General features: G+C 63.6%; 17 protein-coding genes. 6 read left to right on the top strand and 11 right to left on the bottom strand.

Translation table 11 applies throughout. The features are described 5' to 3' along the window. The first annotated feature begins 105 nt into the window (after positions 1-105). Both BM013_RS38225 and BM013_RS38230 read left to right on the top strand, forming a co-directional pair. On the top strand, positions 106-1,083 hold the full coding sequence (locus BM013_RS38225) for a CbrC family protein (protein ID WP_093135510.1): 978 nt from the start codon (positions 106-108) through the stop codon (positions 1,081-1,083). A gap of 3 nt (positions 1,084-1,086) precedes the next feature. Next, positions 1,087-1,443: a hypothetical protein gene (locus BM013_RS38230; RefSeq protein WP_093135512.1), complete on the top strand. Its 357-nt coding sequence runs from the start codon at positions 1,087-1,089 to the stop codon at positions 1,441-1,443. On the opposite strand, the gene BM013_RS38235 is transcribed toward BM013_RS38230, so the two are convergent. The 4 genes from BM013_RS38235 to BM013_RS38250 form a co-directional block, all read right to left on the bottom strand. Beyond that, positions 1,389-2,804, bottom strand: coding sequence for an MFS transporter (locus tag BM013_RS38235; RefSeq protein WP_093135514.1), 1,416 nt, complete (start codon positions 2,802-2,804; stop codon positions 1,389-1,391). The two genes, BM013_RS38230 and BM013_RS38235, sit on opposite strands and share 55 nt — an antisense overlap. A 16-nt stretch (positions 2,805-2,820) precedes the next feature. Further along, positions 2,821-3,486, bottom strand: coding sequence for an aspartate/glutamate racemase family protein (locus BM013_RS38240; RefSeq protein WP_093135517.1), 666 nt, complete (start codon positions 3,484-3,486; stop codon positions 2,821-2,823). A gap of 20 nt (positions 3,487-3,506) precedes the next feature. Continuing rightward, positions 3,507-4,961, bottom strand: a complete 1,455-nt coding sequence (locus tag BM013_RS38245) for an MFS transporter (RefSeq protein ID WP_093135520.1) — start codon at positions 4,959-4,961, stop codon at positions 3,507-3,509. 388 nt (positions 4,962-5,349) lie between these two features. Further along, the gene (locus tag BM013_RS38250) at positions 5,350-5,823 is read right to left on the bottom strand and encodes an Lrp/AsnC family transcriptional regulator (RefSeq protein WP_093135523.1); all 474 of its coding nucleotides are present in this window, start codon (positions 5,821-5,823) and stop codon (positions 5,350-5,352) included. 204 nt (positions 5,824-6,027) lie between these two features. Here BM013_RS38250 and BM013_RS38255 point away from each other — a divergent pair, with 204 nt between their 5' ends. Then, on the top strand, positions 6,028-7,428 hold the full coding sequence (locus tag BM013_RS38255; RefSeq protein WP_093135526.1) for a tryptophanase: 1,401 nt from the start codon (positions 6,028-6,030) through the stop codon (positions 7,426-7,428). A gap of 155 nt (positions 7,429-7,583) precedes the next feature. Here the strand turns inward: BM013_RS38255 and BM013_RS38260 are convergent, their stop codons facing one another. Beyond that, the gene (locus tag BM013_RS38260) at positions 7,584-8,165 is read right to left on the bottom strand and encodes a hypothetical protein (RefSeq protein WP_143098477.1); all 582 of its coding nucleotides are present in this window, start codon (positions 8,163-8,165) and stop codon (positions 7,584-7,586) included. A 204-nt stretch (positions 8,166-8,369) separates the two neighbouring features. Here BM013_RS38260 and BM013_RS38265 point away from each other — a divergent pair, with 204 nt between their 5' ends. Next, the gene (locus tag BM013_RS38265) at positions 8,370-8,969 is read left to right on the top strand and encodes a hypothetical protein (protein WP_256221873.1); all 600 of its coding nucleotides are present in this window, start codon (positions 8,370-8,372) and stop codon (positions 8,967-8,969) included. A gap of 341 nt (positions 8,970-9,310) precedes the next feature. Here BM013_RS38265 and ggt read toward each other — a convergent pair whose 3' ends face one another. Together ggt and BM013_RS38275 are read right to left on the bottom strand one after the other, a co-directional pair. Beyond that, complete coding sequence (gene ggt, locus BM013_RS38270) at positions 9,311-10,942, bottom strand: gamma-glutamyltransferase (RefSeq protein WP_093135532.1); 1,632 nt, start codon at positions 10,940-10,942, stop codon at positions 9,311-9,313. Between the two features lie 89 nt (positions 10,943-11,031). Next, complete coding sequence (locus tag BM013_RS38275; RefSeq protein ID WP_093135535.1) at positions 11,032-12,018, bottom strand: Bug family tripartite tricarboxylate transporter substrate binding protein; 987 nt, start codon at positions 12,016-12,018, stop codon at positions 11,032-11,034. A gap of 103 nt (positions 12,019-12,121) precedes the next feature. Here BM013_RS38275 and BM013_RS38280 point away from each other — a divergent pair, with 103 nt between their 5' ends. Continuing rightward, positions 12,122-13,147, top strand: coding sequence for a LysR family transcriptional regulator (locus tag BM013_RS38280; RefSeq protein WP_256221874.1), 1,026 nt, complete (start codon positions 12,122-12,124; stop codon positions 13,145-13,147). Between the two features lie 391 nt (positions 13,148-13,538). Beyond that, positions 13,539-13,784 carry a hypothetical protein gene (locus BM013_RS38285; protein WP_093135537.1) on the top strand — a complete coding sequence of 82 codons (246 nt, stop codon included), beginning with the start codon at positions 13,539-13,541 and terminating at the stop codon, positions 13,782-13,784. 140 nt (positions 13,785-13,924) lie between these two features. On the opposite strand, the gene BM013_RS40980 is transcribed toward BM013_RS38285, so the two are convergent. From BM013_RS40980 to BM013_RS38305, 4 genes are all read right to left on the bottom strand, one after another. Continuing rightward, positions 13,925-14,338, bottom strand: coding sequence for a hypothetical protein (locus BM013_RS40980; RefSeq protein ID WP_143098478.1), 414 nt, complete (start codon positions 14,336-14,338; stop codon positions 13,925-13,927). A gap of 101 nt (positions 14,339-14,439) precedes the next feature. After that, positions 14,440-14,862 carry a hypothetical protein gene (locus BM013_RS38290; RefSeq protein ID WP_093135540.1) on the bottom strand — a complete coding sequence of 141 codons (423 nt, stop codon included), beginning with the start codon at positions 14,860-14,862 and terminating at the stop codon, positions 14,440-14,442. 1,026 nt (positions 14,863-15,888) lie between these two features. Then, positions 15,889-16,260 (bottom strand): hypothetical protein, encoded by a 372-nt coding sequence (locus tag BM013_RS38300; protein ID WP_093135545.1) that lies wholly within the window; start codon positions 16,258-16,260, stop codon positions 15,889-15,891. Between the two features lie 206 nt (positions 16,261-16,466). Beyond that, positions 16,467-16,658: transposase (locus BM013_RS38305; protein ID WP_143098479.1), on the bottom strand; the 192-nt coding region annotated here is incomplete at its 5' end.

Consider the following 16,658-nt stretch of genomic DNA (forward strand, 5'->3'; position numbering starts at 1 on the left):
ACGTTTGTTCCCCGTGGTTGTCGCTCGACGCATTCCATCGACTCGCCTTTTTCGCTCCACCGCCATGTCCCGATACGTTCCACCACCTCCCGCCCCGAGAGCGCATTGCGTGCGCTCGAAGACAAGCTCGGCACCGCGCTGCCGCCGCTGCTCAAGAGCCGCTATGCGAGTTCCAACGGCGGCACGTTCGACGACCCGCGCAACCGCGATCGCGAATGGCAGCTGCACCCGGTCTTCGACGCGAGCGACCGCAAGCAGATGAAGCGCACCGCCGAAGACATCGCGCACTACACCCGGCTCGCGCTGCAAGACAAGCGCTTTCCGTGCAACGGCATCAGCATCGCCCACAACTTCTCGCTGTACGAGCAGTTGTTCGTCAAGCGCGACGAGGCGAGCGGTGTCATCGGCGAAGAGATCTTCCTGTTCGACGTGCACACCGGCCAATGGTGCGCGCCGTACGCGGCCGACCTGCCCGCCGCCATCGCCCAGGCGCGCGTGCCCGAAGCCGTGCAACCCGACCCGGCACGCGCGCTGCCACAATTTCGCTACTACGCCGACCCCTTCGAGGCGGGCGTGCTGCGCACCTCGGGTGAAACCTGCGAGTGCTGCGGCAAGGCCACGGGCTACATCTACGGCGGCAGCTTCTACGCGGTGGGCGACGAATCGCATTTCTGCCCGTGGTGCATCGCCAACGGGGCGGCCGCGAAGAAGTTCGACGGCGAATTCAATGACGCCGCCGGCATCGGCTGCGCCGGAACGGAAGAGGTCGCGCTGCCGCCGAGCGTCATCGCCGAGGTGTCGCAACGCACGCCCAGCTTCTTCAGCTACCAGCAGGAACGGTGGTGGGCGCACTGCAACGACGCGGGCCGCTTCCTGGGAGAGATCGAGCATGTGGACCGCGCACTGATCGCCTCCGAAGCAGGCAACGATTTCACGAGCGACACGCGCGAGGCCGCGCACGTCGGCAGCGACACCGACTGGCAATGGCTGCTCGACACGCCCTCGCGCAAGCGCGGCATCGCCGTGTTCGTCTTCGGCTGCCTGCATTGCGGCAAGCTGGGCGGCTATGTCGATCACAGCTGAGCCATGAACCCGCGCAAGATCGTCATCGGCAGCACGCGCTACGCCTGGGTGGTGCGGCGCGTGGATGCGCAGCACCTGGTCTTGCGCGTCTGGCCCGGTGACCGGCAGCGCAAGGACTTTCCGCTCGAAGTGCGCTTGCGGTTCGACGACCCGTGGCTGAACTTCGGCGAGATCCTTGCAGCGCCGTCGGCGAGCCGGGCGGATGTGTTCCAGCTCGCGCCCGTCACGCCGCGAATGGTGCGTGAAGCCATCGAGGGGGCGATGGCGGCGGGCTGGAGTTCAGGACAGCCGCGAGATCGGCGAGATCACCGTCTGTTCGAGCGGGGCGCCGACGGTGCGCTGACGCCGGCTGCCAGCTGACCGCGCGGTGCCGCGCTGCGTGCCTTCTCGCGCGAGACGAACAGCACGATCAGCACCGTCGCCATGCACTCGACCAGCGCGATGATCGTCAGGCCCTGCGCGTACTGCCCGGTGCTGCTCTTCAGGTAGCCCAGCAGCTGCGGCGAGAAGTACCCCGCCAGGTTGGCCACCGAGTTGATGAACGCCAGCCCCACCACCAGCGCCGTGGCAGACAGGTAGCGGCTGGGGATCTGCCAGTAGATCGGGATCGAGCCCATCGTGCCGGCCGACGACAACCCCAGCGACACGATCACGCCGGCCATGTTCTTCTGCCCCAGGAAGTAGGCCGTGAGCAGCAGGCCCAGCGCGCCCAGTGCGGCCGCAACGGCCGTGTGCCACTTCACCTCCTTGCGCCGGTCCGACAGGTAGCCGTTGCCGATCATCCCGATCCAGCCGCAGGCGTAGATGCCCGCCATCACCCAGCCCAGCGTCTTGATGTCGGTCACGCCGACCTCGCGCACGATGCTCGGCCCGTAGTACACCAGCGTGGCGTTGCCCGCCACGATGCAGAAGAAGATCAGCGTGAGCACCCAGAGCTGCGGGTTGCGCATCGACGCCAGGAAGCTGTGCTCGCGAGGGCCCAGGCCCTTGGCCTCGGCCGACAGTTCGCTTTCGACATGCGACTTCTGCCGCGCGTTCAGCCAGCGTGCCTTGGCCGGCGAGTCGCTGAGAACGAAGTACGCGACCGCCCCCGCAATGATCGACGGAATGCCCTCGACCACGAACAGCCACTGCCAGCCGCGAAAGCCGCCCACGCCGCTGAGCGCTTCCATCAGGTAGGCGGCCATCGGGCTGCCGAACATCAGCGACAGCGCCGAGGCCGACACGAAGAACGCGAGCGCCTTGCCGCGCCGGTGCGCGGGCAGCCAGTAGGTCAGGTACAGGATCACGCCGGGCTGCAGGCCCGCCTCGAAGGCGCCCATGAGGAAGCGCAGCACGTAGAACTGCAGCGGCGTCTTCACCCACGCCATGAGCACGCACACCACGCCCCAGCCGATGGTGATGCGCATGATGGTCTTCTTGGCGCCGAACTTCTGCAGCAGCATGTTGCTGGGCACCTCGAAGAAGAAGTAGCCGATGAAGAACACGCCCGCGCCGGCGCCGTAGATGGCGTCGGACCACTGCAGGTCGCTCATCATCGTGAGCTTGGCGAAGCCCACGTTCACGCGGTCGATCCACGCCAGGAACCACACCAGCGTGAGGAAGGGAATCAGGCGCCAGACGATGCGCTTGAAGGTGAGGTCGCGTTCCGCGAGCGAATCCGCCCCGCTGTCGGGCGCTGCCGTCGACGCGCCCGGAATTGCCGTTGTGCCCGTGTTCATGCCTTGCTCCTCGTGTTCAGGACGCGACTTCGAGCCGCGCACACAGCTGCCGCATCGCGGCGGAAATCGGTGCGATCACCGGCACGCCGAAGCGCGGCGCCAGCGCCAGCGCGGCCTGGCCCAGCGGGCCGCCGCCGATGATCACGGCCTGCGCGCTGTCTTCGTCGATGCAGCGTTGCACGGCGCGTGCCAGCGCTTCTTCCAGCGCCTGCGGCTCGGCCGCGAGCTCGCGCGGGTCGCCTTGCGTCAGGCGGATGCCGGTGTACAGGCCGAGCAGCCCGAGCGCGCGCGCACGCTGCTCGATGGGCGCCACCAGGTCGGGTGTGACGGTGGCAATGCCGAAGCGCCGCCGCCCCTGGCTCGCCTCGCGCATCGACGCCTCCGCGATGCCGACCACCGGCACCCGCGCGTTCGCGCGCACCAGGTCGATGCCCGGGTCGCCGAAGGCGCTGACGATCACGCCGTCCCATTGCGATTGCGTGGTGCCGGCGTCGCGCCACACCTTCAGCACCTCGACGGCGGCGGCCTCCAGCTCGCGCTCGTTGACGATCATCGACGGCCCGCCCATCGCGGTGCGGCCGGTCACGCGGCAGCCCGCGGGCGCTTCGGCGTTGGCGATCTTCACCATCATCTCGGTGGTGGCGCTCGACGCGTTGGGGTTGATGAGCAGGATGTCCGTCATGCGAGGTGCTTTCAGAAGGTTCAACCCGGCTGCGCCATCTTGGTGGCCGGTGGGGTGCCGGCCACGGGGCCTTCACCAGGCAGGGGCAGCGCGTCGGGCGACTGGCCGTAGGTTTCCGGCACGCTCTGCACGCTGATCACGAACACGGCGTACATGCCCGCCGCCAGACCGAACACGCCCACGAGGCCGAAGGCATCGAACAGGCGCCCAGCCACGAGCGGCATCAGCGCGCCCGCAGCGGTGCCCGTGGCCAGGATGAACGCGGTGCCGAAGGCGCGCACGCGCGTCGGGTAGAGCTCGGGCGCGAAGATCCAGATCGTCGTGTTCAGCAGCAGCACGAAGAACTGGAACACCGCGCCCGCGATGAGGATCACCACGATGCTCTTGGCCACGAAGCCGATCGTCAGCGCCGCCAGGCAGGCGCACACCGCGCCGGCCGTCAGCACGCGCTTGCGCGGAAAGTGAAAGCCCAGCAGCGACGCCGCAATGGCACCCAGCAGGCTGCCGCCTTGCATCACCATGGTGAACAGCAGGCTCTTCGACATGCTGTAGCCCAGCGTGACGAGGATGGTCGGCATCAGCGTGAGCACCGAGATCTGCGCGCCGTACGTCATCCAGATCGTGATGCACAGCGGCACGGTGCGCCGCGCCAGCGCACCGCGAAAGATCTCGGTGACGCGCACCTTCGTCTTCGCGGGCTGTGCGTCGGCGCCGCTCTCGTCGATGTACTGCTGCTGCGGCACCTTCTTCGCCGAGAGCCGGCCCGATGCGAGCCGCGACAGCACCGCGTTCGTTTCCTTCACGCGGCCTTGCGACAGCAGGAAGCGCGGCGTTTCCGGAATGTAGCGACGGTAGAACGCGCCGAGCAGCGCCGGCACCATCAGGCACGCGAAGAGCCAGCGCCAGGCGTTGTCGCCCGGGAACATCCAGAACACGAGCAGCCCGAAGCCCGGCGCGAGGAAGTTGCCCAGCCCGCCCGCGCCCACGTTCACCAGGCCCACCGCCGTGCCGCGGAACCTGGTCGAGCAGAACTCGGCCAGCATGGTCACTGCAATGGCGATCTCACCGCCCAGCCCGAAGCCGACGATCGCGCGCCCCAGGGCCATCACCGCGAAGTTGGGCGCCATCGCGCACACGCCCGCGCCCAGCGTGAACAGCAGCAGGTCGATCGACAGCATCACGCGGCGGCCGTAGCGGTCGGCAATGAAGCCCGAAATGATCCGCCCGATGGCCGCGCAGGTGAAGGTGACGGTGTTCAGCAGGCCGATGTCCGATGCGCTCAGGCCCCACTGCGCGCGCAGCATCGGCCCCACGATGCCGACCGCGTTCTGCTCGAAGCTGTCGAACAGGCAACCGATGAGGATCAGAAAGATGATCGTGTGGTGCGAGCGCGTGACACCGATCTTGTCGAGCGCGCGATCGAGCTCGGCAACCCGGGGCGAATCGGGCCCGGAGGAAAGTGCAGGTCCAGCCATAGGAAACCCCTTGAGAAAGGAAGAAGCATTTGCTCGGTGCTGTCCGGAATCGCGTGTCGGATGCTATCGGCGAGTCCGTTGCAATGACATATCGATTTCACCTAGAACAATTTTGTGAAATCCAAATTTCAGTCACGAACAACAACACGCAAGCGCCATGCCCGGGTTTCGGGGGCGCCACAGGGGCAATTTCAGGCTGGATGCACCGTGAAGGTACGGCTGCGCACCGCGGATGTGCAGATGTGCAGATGTGCGGCTGTCGGCTTCGGGCCGACGAGTCACGGCTCGCGTGTGGAGGCTCGGTCAGCCTTGACTTGCAACGCCGCGCGCACCGCGGTCGAAGCGGCTCGCCTGCGGCGTGAGCGCGGTGCACGCTGCTCCCGGATCGCTACTCCGGCAGGGGCAGCGCCGATCGCGGCTTGATTTCTTCCAGGCAAACGCTGGACCTGACGAGGTTGACGCCCGACAACGCCACCAGCCGTTCCGTGAGGAAGACGTTGAGCCCCTCCAGATCACGCGCGATGACCTTGAGAACGTAGTCGAAGTCTCCTGTCACCGAATGGCACTCGAGCACCTCGGGCATTCGCGCAAGGGTTTGCCGGAACAGCTTGAGATCCCGCATGTGGCCCCGCTCCATGCCGATATGGACGAAGGCCGTCACATGCAACCCCACCGCGGCGGGTCGAAGCCGCGCCTCGTAGCGGGCGATCACCCCGCCCTCCTCCAGGCGATGGTGGCGCCGACTGCACTGCGCCGGAGAAAGCCCGATCGCCTCGGCCAGTTCGAGGTTCGACATTCGGCCGTTCTCCTGGAGAAGGCCAAGAATGCGCACGTCAGTTCGATCGAGTTTGAGCATGCGCAATATGTTCTCTCAAATGAGCTAGATCGTACAAGTTTTCCTCTTTTTTCGACCGGCCATGGACAGGAATGAAAACTCATTTCCAGCCCCAATCCGAATAATTCGATTGTCCTTCGCAACGAAAGAACGTTGCATGGCCAACCGACGCAATTTCCTTCCTTTTCAAGCTTCCTCCTGCTTGGCCGAACCAGAGACCATGGAATCCTCATGAAACGAATACCAGAGCCCTTCCGCATCAAGACCGTCGAGCGAATCGCGATGACGACGCGAGAGCACCGCGAGAAGGCGCTGCGCCAGGCAGGACTCAACCCTTTCCTGCTGCGCAGCGACGACGTTTACATCGACCTGCTCACCGACAGCGGAAGCGGCGCCATGAGCGATCGACAGTGGAGCGCCATGATGGCCGCCGACGAGGCATATGCCGGCAGCCGGAGTTACTACCGACTTGTCGAAACCATCAACAACGTGTTCGGTTATCCGTACCTCGTTCCCGCCCACCAAGGACGCGGCGCGGAGCAAATCCTCTACCCCGAGCTCGTCAAGCGGCGTGGCTCCAGGCAGCCGGTGTTCCTGTCGAACTTCCATTTCGATACCACCAAGGTGCATATCGAACTGGCCGGCGCGCGCGCCCTCAACGCACTCAACAAGGAAGCTCTCGACACCAGCGAATACCACGACTGGAAAGGCAACTTCGATCTGGTCGAGCTCGCCCGGCTCATCGAAACCGAAGGCGCCTCCAATGTCGCGGCCATCGTGGCCACCGTGACCTGCAACACCACCGGCGGCCAGCCGGTCGCGCTGGAAAACCTGCGGGCCGCCTCTCGAATGGCGCGTCAGGCCGGCATTCCGATGGTGATCGACGCGACCCGTTTCGCCGAGAACGCCTGGTTCATCCGGGAACGCGAACCGGCGTACGCGCAGCACAGCATCCCGGAGATCGTGCGCGAGATGATGTCCTGCGCCGACATCGCCGTCATGTCGTCCAAGAAGGACGGACTGGTCAACATCGGAGGATTCTGTGCATTCCGCGATGACGAAGATCTGTTCCGTGCGGTTCAGGAGCGATGCGTCGTGCGCGAAGGCTTCATCACCTACGGAGGCCTGGCGGGCCGCGACCTGGAGGCGCTGGCCGTCGGCCTCGAAGAGGCGATGGATCCCGACTACCTGAACTACCGCATCGGGCAAGTCGCGTATCTTGGCGAGCGTCTTCGCGCCGCGGACATCCCCATTCAATACCCCACCGGGGGGCATGCCGTGTTCGTGGATGCCGCAGCCCTGCTGCCGCACATCCCCTCCGAGGAGTTTCCCGCGCATGCACTGGCATGCGAGCTCTACATCGAGTCCGGCGTGCGGGCCGTCGAAATCGGATCCCTGCTCCTGGGGCGCAACCCGCTCACCGGCAAGCAGGAGAAAGCGCCGCTCGAGTCGATGCGGCTGACGATCCCGCGAAGGGTCTACACGAACGACCACATGGACTACGTCGCCGACGCGCTCGCCGCAGTGGCCAGGCGCGCGCATGCGATCCGGGGGCTGAATTTCACATACGAGCCCGAACTCCTGCGGAACTTCACGGCACGGTTTCGCTGGACTTCCGAGCACGCAGGGTGACGCTTGCTTGAACGCACGCCGCCTCGGACGCGACCAAGTGCCGGGCCTGCGGCGTACGCAGAACGACGCTCGCGTGTGCTTGACCGAGCGTTCTCACGCAAGCGAACTTCCGGGAGATCCGCAACGAGTTCAAGCCACAGGCTGACGGCAACAGGTCATCTTGGATCGATGACGTCGAACTCGAACTGCACAGGGGCGGAGTCTTCGACGTAGGCGCTGATCAGGTAGTGGCCGGGAGGATCGCCATCGGCCACGTCCCAAGACTTCGAGACGGTGCCGTCGTGGATCGTCAAGGTCACGTCCAGCGAAAGCGTCTTGCGATCCGCTGACATGCCGTAAGGCTGGCCACCGGCGCCCCACGTCTTGGGGGTTACCGGCAAAGTCATGCGTTCGAGCACGCGGACCTTACCCGTCTTCTTGTTGAGTTTCAGGATCCAACCGTAGTTCTGGTTGATCACCCGAGGCACGGTGTTCGAAACCTTGAAGTCCAGCACGTCGTTGTTCGGCGCGAGCTTGAAGAGGCCGAAGACCGCATCGAGCGGACACGCGCCATTCGCTGTCGAAGCGCCGGCGCAAGCTTTGAACACGGCGGCATTCGATTCGGAAATGGATCCATGCGACGCGGCGGGAACCGGGGAGTCGTTGGAACTGCGCGGCGCGGCGCTTGTCGTTTGGGCGCCAACATAGGTGCACGCGACCGCGGCGAAAAGAACAAGAAGTTGGCGAATGTATTTCATGGTGAAGGAGGCTCAGCAGGCTGACTCTCGAGCGATCATGCCTTGCATCCTGCTTCGGCCGGCAGCCGGCGGCATTCGGCGTGCATGTGCGACCATCGCGGCAGCCCGGCCCGGCCACAAGCAGCCTCTCGTCGGCGTCCTCCAGCTCAACGCTCTTGCCGCCTGCCGGGTCGGACCGACGGGACATCCGGCGACTCGAAGCGCGTGCGCACCGACCTCTGGTCCAGCACAATCGGTCAGGAGCGGGCGAACGTCCCACCCTTCAAACTTCATTGCATCGATAACATGGATCTTGAGCTTCCCAGCAAACTCCACAACGCACTTGAGCGTGAAGCGTCCGATGCGGGACGAAGCTTGCACGCACACGTCGTTAAAAAGCTCGAATCGATCACGCCACCTGTCGAGGCAGTCGATCGAGGGGTGGTGACCACCGGGCTACCCAAACTGGTCGCCTTCCTGTCACGGGTGCCAGGCGTGAAAGTTCTCTCATCGGGTTCGACCCCGGACGTTTTTTGGTGGGTGAAATTGAACATCGATCTCGACCACTCACTGGCTTGGCAGGTAGTTCAGGAACTTGGCTTCGTTCTCAACTACATATCTCTTGAGGAGAAGTTGCCCACCGTTTTCAAGCCGGTTTCCCCTGCGCCTTATATGAACGGTGGTCCCAAGGAATTTCTTTCATGGGTCATCGAGTCAACTTATAACTACATAGACCCGGCCTGGATTGCAGAAACGCTCGAAGGTCGCCTGCCCCGGCCGGTGGATGATCTGGCCCAATGGAATCCTGATCACGAAGCGCTCTGATGGCAACAGGTGGCCGAGGCTGTGTGGAAACGCGCTCGGCACACCGGTATGCCGAGCGCGTTTCCACACAGCCTCGGCCAGAAGCGGTCATTCTGCTCTGCGCCAATCAGTCTGAGACAAGGTCATCTGTGAGGGCGCTAGCGTGAGGCTGCTCGTCAGCATCATGAGTCTGAGGCAATTTGCGGGCGCAGCTTGGTGCGGACGCAAGTCCTAAGAACTGAGACGCCGTCGCTTACGCTTGTTCGGCTTGCGCGAACATCTTCGAGAGATTCGAGCAAAGCATCTGCAGCACCTCAGTGCACCCGGGGCGCAAAGGCCTGCCGGGGTGGTGCCGCAGCCGATCAGTGCGCCAAGTCCATGCGCAGCCGGTACGCCACGCCATCGCGGCCGGGGTCGGCGCCGCCGTGCAGGCCATCGGCCTGTACCTGCACGCCGTGCACCCAGCCGATGGTGTAGTTGTACGGGTTGCGGCCAATGGCGTAGCCCAATGCTTCCAGCGCGCGCGTGGTGGAACGCGGAATGCGGTTGCACACGTCGATGGCGTTGCTGGTGGACGAGAAGCGAGGCGCCGACACGGCCGCCTGCATCTCCATGCCGTGGTCGATCACGTTGAGCAGCACCTGCAGCACGCCCATGGCGATCTGCGTGCCACCGGGGGCGCCGAGCACCACGTCGAGCTCGCCGTCCTTGAAGGTCATGGTGGGGCACGACGAAGTGAAGCGGCTCTTGCCCGGCCGGATGCTGCCGGCGCGGCCCGGGCGCGGGTCGAACACGCCCATGCAGCCGTTGTACAGGAAGCCCATGCCCGGCGTGATGATGCCCGAGGGCATGGCCAGCGAGTGAGTCAGGGAGACGGCGTTGCCGTCGGCGTCCACCACGCTCAGGTGGGTGGTGTCGCGCGGCACCGGCGCACCGGGGTTCACGCGCTCCACGTTGAAACGATGGCCCGTGCGGATCTGCTCGGCGACTTCCCGGGCCATGTCCTTGGACAGCAAGCGATCCAACGGCACGTCGAAGAACTTCGGGTCGCCGATGCATCGGTCCTTGTCGATCGTCGCCTTCTTCATGGCCTCGCACACCCTCTGCAGGTAGGCGGGGCTGTTGTGCTCCAGGCTCGCCAGATCAAGGTGCTCAAGGATGTTGAGCATCTCCAGCAGCATGGCGCCGCCGCCCGGGGGCTGGTTGGTCGTGATGGTGCGGTCGCGGTAGCGGCCCACCAGCGGCGGGTTGCGCTGCACTTGGTACCGGGCCAGGTCGTCGAGCGTGATCAACGCACCCAGCGACTGCAGGTGCGCCACCATCTTTTGCGCCAGGTCGCCCTGGTAGAACGGATGTGCGCCTTCTTCGGCAATCTGGCGCAGCACGGCGGCCATGCCTTCATTGCGCAGCGGCGCACCGATGGGCTTGGGGCGGCCGTCGGGGCGGCAGTACAGCTGGCGGCTGTCCTCGCAGTACTGCAGTCGCTCCAGGTTGCCGACGCGGCCCATGGTGGGCTCGTCGATCCAGAAGGCGTGCATGCCGGGCCGCACAAAGTAGCCGTCCGCGGCCCAACGGATGGCGGGCTCCACCACCTGCCGCCACGGCAGGCGGCCGTGCGCCTGGTGCATGGCCTCCAGGCCCTTGAGCGTGGCCGGCGTACCGATGGACTGAGGGCCGATGTCGTTCACGCGGCCCTTGAGGATGAAGCCGAAACCGTCCTTGGTCTCGCCTTCCAGCAGGTGCTCCCACATGTCTTCCCTGGCCGCCAGGGGCGCAGGCGAGTGGAAGTCGAAATACTCGTGCACCTGGGCACCGGGCAGGTACACGGCAGCGGTGCCAAAACCTGCGATGCCGCACATCAGAGGATCGACCACCGTCTGGGCCAGCGCGGTCGCGACGGCGGCATCCACCGCGTTCCCGCCCGCGCGCAGGATTTCAATGCCGGACTCGGCGGCCTCCGGCTGCGGGCAGACCACCATTGCTTCTTTTTTCATGACTTGTGCTGACGACCCCCTTGCTGCATCAGGGACACGGCAAGGGGTGGAGGTGAGAGGAAAAGGGACGGCGCTTGCGCGCCACGGGCCTACTTGGCGCTGAGGTTCAGTGCGCCGAGCGTGGGCCCCCAGGCCTTGGTATCACGCGCCGCGGTTTCCATGACCAGCACGGAAGGGCCGGACATGGGGATCACGCCCATGCTCTTGAGCTTGGCCTGCACGTCGGGACTGTTGTGGAAGGCTGCCGTCGCCTTGTTGAGCTTTTCCACGATGTCGGGCGGCGTGCCTGTGCGTGTCACCACGGCACTCCAGCCCATGTTGTCGAACCCCTTCACCCCCAGCTCGCCAAGGGTGGGCACGTCGGGCAGCTCAGGGGTGCGCTGTGGCGACAACACGGCCAGTGGATTGAGCTTGTGGTTCTTGATGTGGGGCAGGGCCGTGCCATACACCGGTGCCATCACTTCGGTCTGCCCGCCAATGGTGGCCAGGATGCCGTCGGCCTCGCCCTTGTACGGGATGTGGGTCATCGAAATGCCCAGGGCATTGGACACGAGCTCGACCGCCAGATGGGTGGAGTTGCCCAGGCCGGCGGACGCGAAGTTCAACTTGCCCGGCGCCGCCTTGGCTTTTTCCGTCAGATCCTTGAGCGTCTTGATGCCCGTGGCCGGATTGGCCGACAGCACGAACGGGACCGTGGTCAGCATGGTCACGCCGACGAAATCCTTCTCGGGGTTGTAGGGCAGCGGCTTGTAGGTGAATTGGTTGAGCACCATCAGCGACACGCTGCCCAACAGCAGGGTGTAGCCATCGGCGGGCGCGTTCAGCGCGGCCTGTGCGGCAATGAGGCCGCCCGCACCGGGCTTGTTCTCCACCACGATGGTGGCGCCGATCGCCCTGCCTGCGTGTTCGGCCCACATGCGCGCGATCGTGTCGCTGCTGCCGCCCGGAGCCTGCGATACGACCAGGCGCACGGGCCGGCTGGGGTAGGAGGCTTGCGCGTACACGGTGGTAGCCGTGGCGGCCGCGACCGCGACACCCATCAGGATCTTGTAGACGTTCGTGATTGCTTTAGGCACAGGGATTCCTCTGAGGGTCTGACATGAAAGTTGAAGTAATTTTCATGACAACCCCTGCTATCCGCCTAGTGAAAATGCAAAATGGAACCATGAAGGTTTACTCATGATCGAGCGTTCGGAAGGCCTCTCCTGGGCCCGGGGCATCAAGGTCCGGCATCTGGAATCCTTTCTGGTGCTGGACGAGGCGGGCACGCTGACCGAGGCGGCGGCGCGGCTGCACATGACGCAATCTGCCATGTCGCACTGGCTGGCTGAGCTCGAACGCGTGGCGGGCACGCCGCTGGTGGTGCGCGGGCGCAAGGTACAGCTGACGCCCGCCGGGCATCTGCTCAAACGGCTGGCCATCACCGTGCTGGGCGATATCGCCCGCACCGGCCTTGAGATGCATGCGGTGGCTGCGGGACGCGTGCCGCGACTGAATGTGGGCAGCGTCTGGGCAGGCATCGCCGGTGGCCTGCCCGAAGCCGTGACCGCGTTCCAGCAGCGCCATGCCGATGTGGCCGTGTCCATTCACGACGGGCTGTTCGACGACCTGCTCAAGGGCCTGGACACGCGTGCCATGGATGCCGTGATCGGCGTTCTGGATGCGAGGGCGCACCAGCCGCAGCTGGCGCATCACGTGCTCTTCGATGACCAGGTGAGCATCGTCATCGGCCACGGCAGCAAGCACTGGGACAACGACCAGCCACCGGGCTTTGCCGACGTGTTGCGCGAGAAATGGGTGATGCCTCCCCGTGGCACGCTCACTCGCATCCAGATGGATGCCTATCTCATCGAGCAACAAGCATCGTGGCTGGTGCCCAAGGCAGAAACGGCCTCGCTGGCCATGATGCAGGCACTGCTGCAAAAGGGCGACTACGTCGGCGTGTGTGCGCAATCCATGGCGGACTACATGGCCTCGCTGGGGCTGTTCAGGAAGATCGCCATTGAGACGAACATCCGCTTCGGCCCGATCACCGTGGTGTGGAACCGCGAGCACGTTTCGGCCACCCTCATGGACTTCATTGCCTGCCTGAAGGCGCATGCTTTGCGCGCGCAGGTCCACGAGCGCGTGCGCACTGCCCTGGGGTTCGACAACAATCCTGGCAGCACCAGACGTTCAGCAACCGGAGAAGCGGATGATCTTTGACTCGATGAGGCGATTGAAGACGAGTATCGCGCGCGAAACGCAACAGCCCAACGCAAAGGAAGAGCGGTAGCTCAGTTGCTCGAGAGGATTTAAGCCATCGTTTCGAGCAAGAATCCACGCAGTACGATTGCGGCTGGCGGCCGAGGCAGTGTGAAAACTCATCGTGCTACTGGCCATATCGGAAGTGGACCTCTCGGAGAGATCCAGGATTGACGATCGAAGGCGAGAGAAGGGTTTGAGTACCCCCGAAAACACGCCCATTGCGAGTTTTCACGCAGCCTCGGCCAGCCGCGGACCTGCTCAGTTCCGCGTCGACTGTCCGCTCGAGACTGGTTTCAGACCAGTGCTCCTCACGATAGATAGCGTCAAGTAATAGCTTGGAAATAATCAAATGATGGATTGGGTTCCTGTCGTCTTCATTGCGTTCAAGGTTCTCGTGTTCGGCACGGGCATGTTCTTCGCCATCAAGTGGCACTATGAGCAGGGGAAGAAAGGAAAGGAGGGGAAGGAGAAGCGGAGCGCGGTGCTGCGCGCGAGTGGCAAGGTGGCCGCAGTCTTCGTGCTATTGCTCCTGGCCCTCTCGCTCCTTGCCTTCGGCCTTAGCAAGATGCTCGGTTTGGACTTGTCCTTCCCATGATGGCAAGGAATGGTCGGCCGATATCCAGTTGTGCGGCAGCCATTCCCCGATGCGGCTGTTGGACAGCGTCGGCACGCGCCCGAAGTGGGCGTCGACGCTCGCACAAAGCAGTCACTCAACGACTACAGCAGACAGGGGCGTTAGCTCTCACCCCAAAACCCCCGTTCAAAGGGTTCGAAGTTCAAGGCGTCTAGCCGAGACACGCCCAGTTCTTGCATAAGCGCGCAGTACGTATCGACGACTCTCTCCCGAGCGTCCTCTTCTACAGGGCCAAACGGGATGCTGTTCTTTGAGCCCAAGCCGTAGACGAAATCGATCTGTCCTCCCCAACAATCGTATGTCAGGTAGAGCCATGCATCGCTCCTGCCCAGACCGAGTTTTTCAGCCGCGGCAGACACCTCTTCTGCGCTGGGTGATCCACCCAGGAATTCAGGTAGACGGACACCCGTTCCGGTGAATGGTCTTGAAATCTCTCGCCAGGCAATTCCTTCTGGAAGAGGCCCGGGACACTCGATACGTTGAGCGACAAAGAATCCAGCGAATCGGTAAGTCATGAATTGTTCCTGGCTCCCATCGCGCCGTGCCCTGGATGAAGTGCGCTCCGCCCAACTGGGACCGCTTTTGGCCTTTTTCGACTTGGCACGCCCGCCGCCTGCTATTCGAGCTGGTCGACGCGGACCGGCTGGTCTTCGAAAATCAAAACCTGCGGTGCGAGACCATCAGCCATCCGCTCCTGGAAGAAATTCGAACCAATGCCATCGCTCCATTGGTCGACCGTGTACCTCTCCAAGACTTCAACCTCCAGTTTGGTCAGGAAGCGCGGAATCGAATATTCCGTGCGGGCCACTAGGCCCCCAACCTGCGAGTCGAACTCAAACTTCAGTTCCCCTCCAGAGATGCCGACGCCCGCCAGCTCTCGAGTCTCGCTGCCGTCAAGAAGATAGTCAGAGAAAGATTCGTCCGAATAGGTGAGTCCATGCAGCGTTTGCAGAACGCCTCGGTCATCAATGGGTTCGCCTTCGTCAGACCGGCGGAAGTCGAATACGGAGGCCGTTGCCGAAAAGCGGATAGTTGGCACGACTGAGCCCTTCGAATCTAAGAATGTTGATTGCCGATTGTTGATGCAGGTCCGGTTCGTGTGCACGCGCTTCGTGCTTGTAACGCCAGACGCGCGCCGGAACCTGTTGTGTTGACGCTGCGAGAGTCCTCAGCGGGCCGAACTGGGCCCCTCCCGCGAACGTCTGGTTGTGGCCGGATGCAGCGGCTCAGCTACTGGCCGACTGTAGCCGCACGGGCCATCGGCGCAAAGGGCCCAAAGCGGAACTTGGATCCTGCCAAAAGGCGCCATTCACAAGGCAAACTCGATCGGCAAGTCTTGGGCTCCAATCTAGATGTTGTGTTTCAACACCATGATCCGTTCGCCTCTTGCGAGTTGCGTGCACACAGGGCGTAAATCTCGACGCGTGCGTTTTTGGCGTTAGGTGGTTCTAACGCTGGGCTCCTTGCGCCAAAGGATTTTTTGCATATCCGGTTCTTTGAGACCCCGAGGCCGACTAGCAAGCCTTGAACGTATTCAGCGCGGTCTTGAGCCAGATTCTCATGTGCGCTTGGTCGTAATTCACCCCTGTCAACATGAGCTTCCAGGGTCCAAAGTACATCAGGGCAGCAAGGGTGTAATTTGAGACTCTCTGCGCGGCTTACCATCTCGGGAAGCCGCTCTCGTGCGCTTGCAGTCGCACGGTTGGCTGTTGGCTCAAAAAAAACATCCAGAAAATACTTGCCATCAAAAGTCATGCACATAACTGGGGCTTGGGCCCAAGCGGCACTGACGCAGAAAGCAAAGAGCGCGACGAAAGTGACTGGAATCCGCATCTAGGACCTTAGGGTGAAGTAAGACAACCCAGTGGATGGTTCCCATCGAGTGTCTGCTCATGGTCGACTGTAGCCTGACGGCGACCAGGCGCTTCGGGCCCATAGGAGCTGGTGGGCCTGCGGTGCTAATGCGCCTGGAAGCGGCCTCTCAATAAGCGACCTGAGGGTTGGCACCAGGCCCGCTTGCGATGTCAGTTCAATGGCAGAGGCATTCCCGAGCCAGGCTACCGGGTCAGCCCTCAAGCGCCCGCGCCGCCGCATCGGCCGTGTCCTGCGGCGTCGCGTTGAACGCAAGGGCTGCACCGGGCGCGGCCAGGTGAACGGCATTCACCAACTGCTCGAAGAGCAGCAAGCTCTTCGGCGGGATGCGGATGCCGCCGCCGATCACGACGCAATCGTAGACTTTGCCTGCGAGCTGCTTCGTCACCATCTCGGTCGCCGAGTCGTCAGGCGGCACCAGGCACAGCTCGGCGGCCCAGCCGCGAGCGGCCATCTGCTGCATGCCGATCGCGATGCCGGCATGGATCTTTGCGGCATCGAAGCCGGGTGGCAGCGCCGGGTCCGAAAAATCGACGGTCTCGGGCTGCTGGCCGATGAACAGCACGCGCTTGGGATCATTGGATCAGGTCATGACAATCTCCTGGTTCGTTGAAGGAATGAAGTGCCGGGGACGGACAGTCGATCACGCCTGCTAGGGAAGGTCTGAACAGGTCATCAATCGGCGCGCGATGAAGGTCAATGGCGTGCACGGAAATGGATCGCCCCGCCAGATGCCCCGAATCGGCGAGGTCTGCCCCTGATCCAGCGCACTCACGCTGTTTGCAGACGCACCTGTCCCATCATCGCCATCAATTTCTTGCGCGCCATCCACAGGTTGGACAGCGCAAACAGCGTGATCACATGCGCCGTGTTCTTGGCCAGTCCCTTGAACCTCACCTTCGCGAGACCGAACTGGCGCTTGATCACGCGGAACGGATGCTCCACCTTTGCCCGCACGCTGGC

The sequence above is a fragment of the Variovorax sp. OK605 genome, from assembly GCF_900115445.1.
Taxonomy (GTDB): Bacteria; Pseudomonadota; Gammaproteobacteria; order Burkholderiales; family Burkholderiaceae_C; genus Variovorax.

Bases quoted from the DNA above. Each gene is read 5' to 3' on its own strand.
- BM013_RS38260 (WP_143098477.1), bottom strand. From the start codon at position 8,165: ATGAAATACATTCGCCAACTTCTTGTTCTTTTCGCCGCGGTCGCGTGC.
- BM013_RS38280 (WP_256221874.1), top strand. From the start codon at position 12,122: ATGATCGAGCGTTCGGAAGGCCTCTCCTGGGCCCGGGGCATCAAGGTC.
- ggt (WP_093135532.1), bottom strand. From the start codon at position 10,942: ATGAAAAAAGAAGCAATGGTGGTCTGCCCGCAGCCGGAGGCCGCCGAG.
- BM013_RS40980 (WP_143098478.1), bottom strand. From the start codon at position 14,338: ATGACTTACCGATTCGCTGGATTCTTTGTCGCTCAACGTATCGAGTGT.
- BM013_RS38245 (WP_093135520.1), bottom strand. From the start codon at position 4,961: ATGGCTGGACCTGCACTTTCCTCCGGGCCCGATTCGCCCCGGGTTGCC.
- BM013_RS38255 (WP_093135526.1), top strand. From the start codon at position 6,028: ATGAAACGAATACCAGAGCCCTTCCGCATCAAGACCGTCGAGCGAATC.
- BM013_RS38285 (WP_093135537.1), top strand. From the start codon at position 13,539: ATGATGGATTGGGTTCCTGTCGTCTTCATTGCGTTCAAGGTTCTCGTG.
- BM013_RS38235 (WP_093135514.1), bottom strand. From the start codon at position 2,804: ATGAACACGGGCACAACGGCAATTCCGGGCGCGTCGACGGCAGCGCCC.
- BM013_RS38240 (WP_093135517.1), bottom strand. From the start codon at position 3,486: ATGACGGACATCCTGCTCATCAACCCCAACGCGTCGAGCGCCACCACC.
- BM013_RS38230 (WP_093135512.1), top strand. From the start codon at position 1,087: ATGAACCCGCGCAAGATCGTCATCGGCAGCACGCGCTACGCCTGGGTG.